At 66.0% G+C, this 10,314-nt stretch carries 9 protein-coding genes and 1 pseudogene; 2 read left to right on the top strand and 8 right to left on the bottom strand.

Annotation, left to right across the window (positions count from 1 at the left end; translation table 11 throughout):
* The 6 genes and pseudogenes from ACFYMC_RS08835 to ACFYMC_RS08860 form a co-directional block, all read right to left on the bottom strand.
* Window positions 1–808: pseudogene (locus ACFYMC_RS08835) on the bottom strand (FAD/NAD(P)-binding protein).
* Complete coding sequence (locus ACFYMC_RS08840; RefSeq protein WP_388520974.1) at window positions 805–1,287, bottom strand: cyclic nucleotide-binding domain-containing protein; 483 nt, start codon at window positions 1,285–1,287, stop codon at window positions 805–807. The pseudogene ACFYMC_RS08835 and the gene ACFYMC_RS08840 overlap by 4 nt, the downstream one beginning before the upstream one ends.
* Window positions 1,284–2,453 (bottom strand): 4Fe-4S dicluster domain-containing protein, encoded by a 1,170-nt coding sequence (locus ACFYMC_RS08845; RefSeq protein WP_388520976.1) that lies wholly within the window; start codon window positions 2,451–2,453, stop codon window positions 1,284–1,286. The genes ACFYMC_RS08840 and ACFYMC_RS08845 overlap by 4 nt, the downstream gene beginning before the upstream one ends.
* A 243-nt stretch (window positions 2,454–2,696) precedes the next feature.
* The gene (locus ACFYMC_RS08850; RefSeq protein WP_388520978.1) at window positions 2,697–3,557 is read right to left on the bottom strand and encodes a L,D-transpeptidase; all 861 of its coding nucleotides are present in this window, start codon (window positions 3,555–3,557) and stop codon (window positions 2,697–2,699) included.
* 444 nt (window positions 3,558–4,001) lie between these two features.
* The gene (locus ACFYMC_RS08855) at window positions 4,002–4,997 is read right to left on the bottom strand and encodes a D-alanyl-D-alanine carboxypeptidase family protein (RefSeq protein ID WP_388520981.1); all 996 of its coding nucleotides are present in this window, start codon (window positions 4,995–4,997) and stop codon (window positions 4,002–4,004) included.
* Window positions 4,998–5,192: 195 nt separating this feature from the next.
* A complete protein-coding gene (locus tag ACFYMC_RS08860; protein WP_388520984.1) occupies window positions 5,193–6,248 on the bottom strand; it encodes a Dyp-type peroxidase in 1,056 nt (351 codons plus the stop codon).
* A gap of 300 nt (window positions 6,249–6,548) precedes the next feature.
* On the opposite strand from ACFYMC_RS08860, the gene ACFYMC_RS08865 reads away from it, so the two are divergent.
* Both ACFYMC_RS08865 and ACFYMC_RS08870 read left to right on the top strand, forming a co-directional pair.
* Entirely contained in the window at window positions 6,549–7,670 is a 1,122-nt protein-coding gene (locus ACFYMC_RS08865) for a right-handed parallel beta-helix repeat-containing protein (protein WP_388520987.1), read from the top strand.
* A 353-nt stretch (window positions 7,671–8,023) separates the two neighbouring features.
* On the top strand, window positions 8,024–8,587 hold the full coding sequence (locus tag ACFYMC_RS08870; RefSeq protein WP_388520990.1) for a dihydrofolate reductase family protein: 564 nt from the start codon (window positions 8,024–8,026) through the stop codon (window positions 8,585–8,587).
* A 375-nt stretch (window positions 8,588–8,962) separates the two neighbouring features.
* On the opposite strand, the gene ACFYMC_RS08875 is transcribed toward ACFYMC_RS08870, so the two are convergent.
* Both ACFYMC_RS08875 and ACFYMC_RS08880 read right to left on the bottom strand, forming a co-directional pair.
* Entirely contained in the window at window positions 8,963–9,778 is an 816-nt protein-coding gene (locus ACFYMC_RS08875; protein WP_388520992.1) for a hypothetical protein, read from the bottom strand.
* An 80-nt stretch (window positions 9,779–9,858) separates the two neighbouring features.
* Window positions 9,859–10,314: prealbumin-like fold domain-containing protein (locus ACFYMC_RS08880; protein WP_388520996.1), on the bottom strand; the 456-nt coding region annotated here is incomplete at its 5' end.

A 10,314-nucleotide genomic window follows, 5' to 3' on the forward strand; every position in this document is an offset into this window, starting at 1 on the left:
TCATAGTTCCCGGACGGCGAGCAGGGGCGCGGCCTGGTCGTAGCCGACGACCGGGCCGTCGCGGCAGAGCAGCAAGGGCCCGAGTTGGCAGTGGCCGCAATGGCCGGTGGCACAGCGCATATTGCGTTCGAGGGAGACCTGGATGCGGTCGGGGCGGTACTCCTTGGTGGATCAGCGTGCGGGCCGTCGCACGGATCATGACTTCGGGACCACAGACGAACGCGACGGTGTCCGACGGGGCGAAGCGGGCTTCGGCGAGCAGTGTGGTGACAACACCGACCCGACCGTTCCAGCCCCCGGACGGCCGGTCGACCGTGACGGCGCCGAACGGCTCTCGTCCACAGGGGAGCTCGCCCTGGTACAGCAGGTCGTCGGGTGTTCGGGCACCTACGAGGAGGTTCAGCCGACCGTACGCCTGGGACTCGGACAGAACTGCGTCGACGAGGGGGCGCAGCGGAGCGAGCCCGATGCCACCGGCAATGACGAGCAGGTCGTGGCCTAGGCCTGCGGTCATGTCCCAGCCGGTGCCGAAGGGGCCCCGCGCCCCGACCCACGCCCCGACGGGCATGGCGCACAGCGCGCGGGAGACGGCACCGACGGCGCGGATGGTGTGGGTCAGCCGCCGCGGGTCCGCGGTCCTGGACACAGACACCGGGATCTCGCCGACGCCGAAGGCACTCACCATCGCGAACTGGCCGGGGGCGAAGGGGCCGAGGGCTTCCCCGTCGGGCTCCAGCGCGAGCGTGAGCGTGTCGTGCGTCTCCTGTCGGCGGTCCGCGATGCGGTGGGGTAGCGGCGTCAAGGTCATACTGATCGGCTCCCTGGCGACCCCTGAGGGCCGTAGAGGTCGAGGAGCCGAGTGCGGGTGGCTCTGAGACGGTCTCCGATGGTCTCAGCGACGAGGGTGACCAAAGCCAGACCCAGATCCGTGTCTGCGGTGCACAGCTCACGCACCGCACCTGCATCGAACTCCCAAGCCTGGAGGGGGTGCCTGCTCCGTGCCCCTAGGTGCCACTGTCGCGGCGGGCACAGCCACGACCACCCGAGCAGGCCGCCCGCACCGACGGTCTCGACGACTACGGGACCCCGACCGGGCACGTGGATGTCCAGCACCACCGTTCCGGAGCGGATGATCCAGAAGCGGTCGGCTTCCGCACCCTCCTCGAAGATCCGCTTGTCGGCGGGCAGCCCCATCTCACGGGCGAGTACCATCAGCTTCGCGAGGTGCTCCGGCAGCAACTGGGCGAGCACCCCCACCGCCCCGGGCCCGCCCCCAGACGGCCTCATCGCGCGCTCTCTGCCTGCGTGGCCTCCCGGTGGAGGGCGTGGGCCTCTTCGGTGAGGTCGATGCCGGTGGGGCACCAGACGATGCAGCGCCCACACCCGACGCAGCCTGAGCTCCCGAACTGCTCGTGCCAGGTACCCAGCTTGTGTGTGAGCCACTGGCGGTACCGGCTGCGCGGGGTGGAGCGGACCACTCCCCCGTGGAGCAGCGAGAAGTCCAGGTCGTAGCAGGAGTCCCAGCGCCGCCATCGCTCGGCGTGGTCGCCGGTCAGGTCGGTCACGTCCTCGGTGGTGGTGCAGAAACAAGTGGGGCACACCATCGTGCAGTTGCCACAGCTCAGGCATCGAGCGGCGACATCGTCCCAGCGCTCCGCCTCCAGGCTGCCCCCCATCAGGGTGCGCAGGTCCACCGGAGGCATGGAACGCCCCATGCGCTGTGCGGCCTCGCGCACCCCGTGCGCCGCAGCGGTGCGGGTACGGTCGTCGGCGAGGCGGGTCGGAAGCAGCGCGAGGACCGCGGCTCCGTCCTCGCTCCCGCTCCGACACAGAAAGCGGTGGCCGTCGCCGTCCACCACTTCGGTGAGGGCGAGGTCGTACCCGGGCTCCGCGGCCGGGCCGGCGCCCATCGAGACGCAGAAGCAGGTTTCGCCCGGCTCGGAGCACTCGACCGCGATCAAGAAGGCGCCCGTCCGTCTGGACAGATAGGTGGGATCCCGGTACCGGCCGCCCGACATCACTCGGTCCAGGATCTGGATGGCCCGCAGGTCACAGGGCCGCACCCCGAGGAACGCGTACGCGACGTCGCCTTGGGCTTCCTCGCTCACGGTGAACCCACCGTCCTGCCGACGGTCCGCAGACCACTGGCGGACGCGCTCGGGGTGCAGGAAGGACTTCCACGACTGCGGCCCCGCGCTGTGCGCGAAGGCTGCCCCGTCCTGCCTCGGCCGGACCCGGTACCGTCCGGCCTCCAGCTCCACCCCCCAGCCGTAGGGCAACGCGGCGGCCGAGTCCAACTCGTCGAGAACGATCGCCCCGTCTCGCACGACAGGGCCGATCACCGTCCGGCCGCGTTGCCTTAGGACCTGCACGAGGGTGTCCAGGCCGCCACGGTCGAGCACCACCTCGGTCGGAGCTTCGGGGCCCTCCCGGGCGCCTTCGGGGTCGCTCATGATCTGCCCTCACTTCCAAGCTCTTCGCCCGGGAAGAACGAGCGCACCGGGGTCGTGGGGAGCGTGGGGCACTCTGACAACCGGTCGACGTAGCTCTTCCAAGCCCACACCCGGCCTTGAGGGTTAGGTCGCGGCGATCTCCGAGGGCGTGCCCTTCGTGCAAGATCCCTCTCCGCCGCCCGACATCCGCCCGGTCGGCCGCACCACCCACGCCACCGCACTAACCCCCGCCGCGGCTGCTCTTCACCGTGGACGGGCGATTTCCCGCATCCCCTCGATGACGAGTTGGTCGTCCGTCAAGACAGAACGTCCCTCTTCGTCCACTCCAGCATCGCCTGAGGCCTCCACTGAGCGGGGGTTCGTACCCGGTTTCACTCCGAACACCGAGACCTTGTCGCCCAACGACAGGAGGTCCCACACCTCAGCAGCATGGTGGTAGTACATGTTGACGCATCCACCCGAACCACTCTGGAAGAGATCGTCAGTGGTTCCGTGGAGCGCTTGCCCACCGTCGAAGAACTGAGCGTAGGGCATGGGCACGTCGTAAATCGTTGAGTGGTGCTCCCTGTTCCGCCAGTACACGCTGTGCATGCCCCCGCGGGTCTCCAGACCCTTGCGCCCCGTCCTCACCGGAATCGGCCTGTAGATGACGCCCCCGTCGAACCCCTCCTGGATCCACAGCATCTGGCGCGCGAGGTCGACACAAGCGACCTTCCCTCTCACCGTGGGGCATTCACCGTCGGCGTTCGGGTTCTTCCTGGCCTCGACAACGAGTATCGTCCGATAGGTAGCGACTCCGGCGTACCCATCAGCAGGGGTGACTCCCTCACCTTCTTGGAAACGGCGGATCGCCTCACAGTCCGAGACCGACTGACGACCGTCCACCGTCAGGCCGAGATACTCCTCCAGGTCGCGCTGGTACGGGCCGGTGTCTGCCACACACTCAGCCTGCTCGAAAGCCGCCGTGCGACCTTCGGCGGCATACGATGCTTCAAGCGTCTGCGGTATGAGCAGAGCGGCGCCGGCCACTACGGCGACCAGGGTCTTCCTGCGCAGAGAGACAGTTGCTGCTTGAGGCAGGACAGCGAGAGGGGCGCGCAACATTGTTCCTCCTGCTCACGGGGGTGTTCCTTGGGCCGCATCGGCATGGCACCGATGTTGCTTGCCCACCCTTGCGCAGGGAAGCCGGGCGAGTCCGGATGGGTGAAGGCCTCATGCCGACCACCCCTGCGCTCCCTCAGCGGCCGGAGGGAACCCGCGTGAGGACGCGGCCCGCCACCTGGGCGCTTGCGACGGTGTTGACCGGCCACCGCTGCGCACGGCCGTGAGGTCGGCTCAACTCCCCGCACTGAGGACGGCCGGGAAGTTCATCGATCAGCGTCCGGCCCCGGCCCCTTAGCCGCCTCTCCAGGGACCATCATCGGCTTCCAGACGGTGGGCGGGCCAGACTCGATGAGGGCCGCGACGGGTGGAGGACCGTGTGGACGCGGCGCACCTACCGGCCCGAGCAATCGTGTCCGTCGGTCGCTCTCGGCGCTCGGGCCGCCATCAGGCAGCGGCGCCTACAAGAGCCCCAGAAGTCACGGGGAGCCGCCCAATCGCGCTCTTGCCCGTGGTTGCGAAACCCCAGTCGAGCAGCGTGCGGGCTTCCTCGTAGACGGCGTTGGCCTTGCCGGACTGCGGGTTCATCACGGTGACCACGATCGTGCGTCCGCTCCGCCGGGCGGCTGCGATGAGGGTGTTCCCTGCCCTTGAGGTGTATCCGTTCTTCACACCGATGATCCCGGGGTACGGCACGACTCCGTTGGCTCCGCTCAGGAGCCGGTTCGTGTTGATGAGGCTGACCTGCTTGCCGATGCCACCGCCGTCGGGAAAGACACACCGCGCTGTGGAGCAGTGTGCGGAGAACTCCGGAACGGATAGACCCACCAGGCCGAACACAGCAAGATCATGAGCGCTGGAGACTTGACCGGGCGCGTCGAAGCCGTCCGGGGATACGACCGTGGTGTCCCTGGCACCCAGAGAACGCGCACGCGATTCCATCTCTCCGGCCGTCTTACTCCAACCGCCGTTCATCCTCGCCAGCACATGGACCGCGTCGTTGCCCGAACGCAGGAACACCCCCCGCCAAAGATCCTCGACAGAGTACTGCCTTCCCGCTTGCAGTCCAACGACGCTGCTCCCGGCCGGGACTTCCCGAAGGTCGGACGCCGACACCCTGTACAGCGAACTGGAATCGAGCTGAGGCAGAACGGTGATGGCGAACAGGGCCTTCAACGTGCTGGCCGGGGCCAGTCGACGATGGGGCTGGTACGAAGCAAGGACATCACCCGACGTGGCGTCAGCGACCAACCAGGACAGGGCGGAAATCCCGCTCGGCGGTAGCCGCGTGTCCAGGACGCCAGAAGTCGTCGGGCCCAAGAGGGGCACGTGCGAAGTGAAAGGAGCGGCCACCGCCTCGGCGGTGGCCGCCAACAGACCGGCCGCCGAGGCCGCAACAAAGTTGCGGCGAGACCTGGAGGTTCCCGTGTTGGTGTTCTTCACGAAGCGAGTATGGCCGTGCCCTTCCCCAACCAACCTCCAGGGTGGGCTGGATGGAGTAGAACACTCGACGGGAGCCGCCCCCGCGGTGCGCGGAGGAGGCTCGATCTGCGGGCGGTTCCCGGAACGTGGTCAGCGCCCGGCCGCGGTTGCGGCGATCGGCGTACCCACCCCGCAAAGACTCCTACCTTGTTCGACTCAGTCACCGAAGTCACCGTTGCGGAACCGTTCAAGCACCGCGACCGGCAACACGTAGCCCACCGCTGACGCCCGGTGTTCGATGAACTCGTTCATCGCATCTGCGCCAGCGAGGCGTTGCTGCACACGCACGAAAAGAGCGGGGTCACGCATGAAGGCGATGAAGAGCAGACCCTGGTCTCCGCCTCCAGCGTCGTAGGAGTACCCTCGGCGAAGCATCCGCGCCCCCCTGTCGGAGCGCGAGTGAGCCAGGCGAACATGTGAGTCCACGGGAATCACGTAGCGCCCGCTGGAGGTCTTGGCGAAAAGGTCAACGAGATCCTTTTCCTCCTCCGATCCCAGTGGCGCTCCGCTTCTGCGGTGACGGCCAATAATGTTTTCCTGCCTGTCGGTCGGCAACGAGAGAAAGCGATCGACATCCATATGGATTTTCCTGTAGACCAGGAAGGTGCCCCCGCGGTCGTCCCACACCCACTTGGGGAATTCACTCCTCACTGGATTCTCCGTGCCGTCCTTGAAGCGGAACAGGTTTCTCGGTGTTTCACCTTCCGAGTGCGCGGGCAGGAATCCGCTCTGCCGCCATCGGCACTTCAGGATTCGTGAGGATTCCTTCACGTACTGATCAACGAGGCGGCGGCACGGATCGATGCCTCCTGCGCAGACCTGGATGATCACATCGCCGTCACTACTGCGGTGGTCAATCCTTTCTCCTGGAAATCCAGGGAGTCGCTGCATCCCGTCCGGGTCTCCCACACCCAGCTTCCGGAAAAGAGTGGAACCGGCTGCGATCGTGGTTTCGACACCAGACGTCTGACCTGAGCGGAAGATGGACAGGGCCTTACCGAACGCAGCCCGTTCCTGGGCTCCTTCAATGAGGTCGAACCCGGCCAGAATGACGCTACTCGGCTGCCCATCGACCACTCCCGGCTGCCCCAAATGATCTGCCGACGCATCATCGAGCAAGGCTTCCCGAGATGCACCGCATCCGGGAACTCCGGCGAGCGCCGCCGCTGCGGCGAGAAGCACAGTGCGGCGTGGTGTGAGCGATGAAGACATCACATCTCCTCAGATAAAATGAGTTACTTGAGGTCCTGCCCCCGGATGTGACATGGCCGGCAAGAGAAGATATACCTCATCCCCATGACGACCTGCGCCAAGAAAAGATTCAGGAGGTACGCCACGTCACCTGTCGTGAAGTGGACGTGCCTGGGCACTGGAATGCTGGTGAGCGTGGTGTCATGCGCTGCCTCAACCCCCGATCCCCGCCCCGGAAGTGATCGCAGCTCACACGTATTGCGGGTACCGGAACAGTACTCCACCATTCAAGAGGCAGTGGATACCGCCCGATCAGGTGACATGGTCCTGGTCTCCTCGGGTGTCTATCGCGAAAGCATCTCGATTCGACACCCCGGGGTAGTGCTGCGCGGAAAGGACCGCAACCACACCGTGATCGACGGCGAGTTCAAGCGCGCCAACGGAATCACTGTCACAGGAGCGGCCTCCGTTGTCGAAAACATCACCGTCCGTCACCACATGGCTAACGGAATCCTCTTCACCGGTGTCACCGACGAGCAACTGCAGGGCTCGGGAGCCGGAGGATCGGCCTACGATCCGCTGGACACCAAGAAGTTCCCACCGATCAAGGGATTCAGGGCTTCAAACGTAACCGCCCACAACAACGCGCTCTACGGAATCTACGCCTTCGACGCCAAAAACGGAGTCATCGAGAACTCTTACGGGTCCGGGCACGCCGACTCGGGAATCTACGTAGGCCAGTGCGACCCCTGCAATACCGTAGTACGAAATAACGTTCTTGAGCACAACGCGATCGGGATCGAAGTCACCAACGCATCAAACGGCCTGCACATCGTGGCAAACAATGCTCGCCGCAACCGCGTGGGCATGACCATCAACTCCAACGACCTGGAGGCGCTCGGCCCCCAGCACGGCGCGCACGTGGTCGGAAACACGGTCGTGGACAACAACGACAACATGAGTCCCGAGCAAGCTGACGGAGGCTTCGGCATCGGAATCGGGGTGGGCGGCGGATCGGACAACGTATTTCAACGCAACCGCATCGAAGGAAACAAGGTGGCCGAGTTCATCCTGCGTGACGTACAAGGCTACCCCGTGAAGGGCAATCAGATTGCCGATAACTCCTTCGGAAGGAACGGTGTCGCACTCGTTCTCGCGGCTCGCCGCAGTGGCGGGAACTGCTTCATGGCTGAGGACTCCCTGACCACCAGCCCCAGCCCCCTACCGCGCGTCGTGACAACCTGCGGTTCCCAGGACCTGCCGCTTGAACCAGCCGGCACCGCGAGGTCCGTCGAAGTGCCGCAGGGAATTTCGTTCAAAGTGGTCCCCGCGCCCAAAGAGCAACCACAGATGACCGACCCGGAGCACGAACCCGCCAGGCCCGCACTGAACCTGCCGGGAGTAATTGACCTCAAGAGCTATCCCTTGCCCAAAGCGGAATAGCTCACCCAGCCCTGCCCCTTGGCAATCCGGAATTGCTGGCGGGGCACGCGGCCATCGATCCTCTTCGTGGTTCCGCCCGACGCTGGGGAGACGAAGCAGGCCCGGTGATGGGCCTCGCCACAACAGCACGCCACCGATGACAAGCTGCCGGCAGACCGGAGCACGGCTGACGAAGGGCTGCGCGCGACGAGTCCAGGAGACAGCGGGCTTCCGCTGCCGGGAGGCGAGTTGGAATATCAGTGAGGCGTTCTCAACGAGATGGCGACTTGGCCCAGGGGATCTCGCCCGCCGTGGTGACCCCTTGCGCCATCGGGCCGTCGTCCCGTCAAACCCACCGCCGAGGAGGAGACCTGATGCGCAGCGTGACCTATTCGATGAGCGTCTCCCTGGACGGCTACATCGTCGGGCCGGACGGCGGCTTCGACTGGACTGCGCCCGACGAGGAGATCTTTCGCTTCGCCACCGACGAGGTGCGCGGGATCGACGTCCATCTGTTGGGGCGTCGGCTGTACGAGACGATGCTGTACTGGGAGACCGTCGACCAGAATCCGTCACTCGAGTTCTCAACCCTCGAGTTCGCCGCACTCTGGAAACCCCTCCCCAAGGTGGTTTTCTCCACCACGCTCTCGGCGGTGCAGGGCAATGCCCGCCTGGCCTCCAGCGGCCTGGGGCAGGAGATCGAGCGATTGCGATCCGAGCCGGGGGAGGGCGACATCGCGATCGGAGGCGCGACTCTCGCTGCCGGGGCAGCCTCGTTGGGTCTGATCGACGAGTACCGCATCAGGGTCTATCCGGTGCTGGTCGGCGGCGGTATTCCGTTCTTCCCCCAGCAGGGGCGCCGGGCGGATCTCGAACTCGTCCAGACCCGCACCTTCGCTTCGAAGGTCGTCTACCTCCGCTATCGCGTGGCGCGTTAGGGCTGGTCTGCCGAGTCCGGGAAGGGCCACTAGCTGACTGGCCAGTGAGGTCTTCTCAGTGAAACGCCGCATCCTCCAGGGGCGGCCACGAGCAGCCCCACACCGATTGCGATGACCCTCCTGACAGCGGCCCAGTTCAGTCTTCTCACCATCGGCCTTTCGCTGACCAGATTATGCGGGTAGCCGGAACCGCCTGGTCGTCGCTGCTGCGCACGACCTGGCCAGCGGCAGAATAGACGCCTTTGCCGCCCACCTTTGGTAGGTCAGCCACCGCACACTCGTCGTCGCCTCCAATCGGAGCAACCGTGCACCGAGGGGGCCTACGGGCCGCCTCGCGACCGCCCGAGGCTGTCCACAGGAGACCGCGGGGCGTCACTACTGAGAGCCGAACGGTTCAGAAGGCACCTTCGCCCCGCGAGGGGCGGGAGCAAGCTCCCAGCGAGCCGGGCGGTCCAGGGACGCGAGCTGCGCTTCCAGCCGCCCCAACCGCCCGGCGGTGTCCACCCAGTACGTCAGCGGAGACCTTCCGCTGGGTACGGCCCCTCGGACGGCCGTACCCACCTGCGGGGCGGCTGTCGGGCGGGGGCGAGGACCCGAGAAGATCGTGTAGTCGACGCCCTTGATGGTCTCCTCACCCAGGCGGCGGGGGCCGGACTGTGCCAACAACTGAGCGTTGTCGGGCCGGTCGTGGCCCAGTCCGATCACCAGACGCAGGGCCACGTCCAGCGGGTTGGAGGTGTGGGCGCGGGCCGACCAGGCACGGGGGTTGACGGCAGCAGCGGCTCGCGCGAGTTGTACGGCGTCATCGTGGTACTTCTCGGCCTCTTCCTTGCCTGAAGAAGCAACTGCGAGGCCAGAGCCGTCCCAGGCGAGCAGGCTACTGCGTCGACCGCTTCCGGTGTCGGTGGTGAAGCGTCCCACCGCGTGGTGGGTCCGGTAGTCGACGAGGCCCACCACTGTCGTCATGCCGTCAGCAGAGGGCAAGGTGAGTGCAACGCGAACGGTGCCCGCGTCATGGAGGTTGAAGCGGACCAGCGCCAGCTGTTGGGCCTCGGTAGTGGTCACGGGCCGACTGGCCGACCGGTCTGACCCGCTCAGCAGGAAGACGGCCAGGGCACCAACCGCGCCGAAAGCCGTGAGTGAGAAGAGCGCGATCGGCCATCGCCGAGAGCGACTTGTACGGAACGGCATGGATGGCTCCTCGCCAGATCGGAATACGAGAACGCGCAGACGGCGGTGGCCGGGATGCCCGACCACCGCCGCCCTTTAACTCAGTGAGGGCTGTTGCCCTTCTTGCCCTTCTTGTCGTGCTCACCCGGCTTGTTGAACAGGGTCACCTTGAGCTCGGTCGTGCTCTTGGTGACCTCGTACGGTCCGAAGACCGGCTCGTCGGGCAGGAGGTAGCCCTCGGGTACCGCGAGCTCCTCCAGGTAGTAGGTTCCTTCCTTCGCGGTGTAGTCGCAGACACCCTCATCGCTGGTGGAGCAGGCCGTGCCCACCTTGGTGTCGGCCTCCTCGCCGGTCCTCTGGAGACCGGGAGTGTCGTTCGACTCACGCCACAGCTGGAAGACGGCGCCCTTCAGGACCTCGCCCGTCTCAGCGTCCTTCTTGAGGATGGTGATCTTCGGGGGCAGACCGTTCCAGGGGTCCTTGTCCTCGACACCCTTGCCCGAAATCTCACCTTCACCGGTGACCTTCGACTCGTTGGTGTGAAGCTCACCAGCCGT

It is taken from the genome of Streptomyces sp. NPDC006879, assembly GCF_042869595.1.
GTDB lineage: Bacteria > Actinomycetota > Actinomycetes > Streptomycetales > Streptomycetaceae > Streptomyces.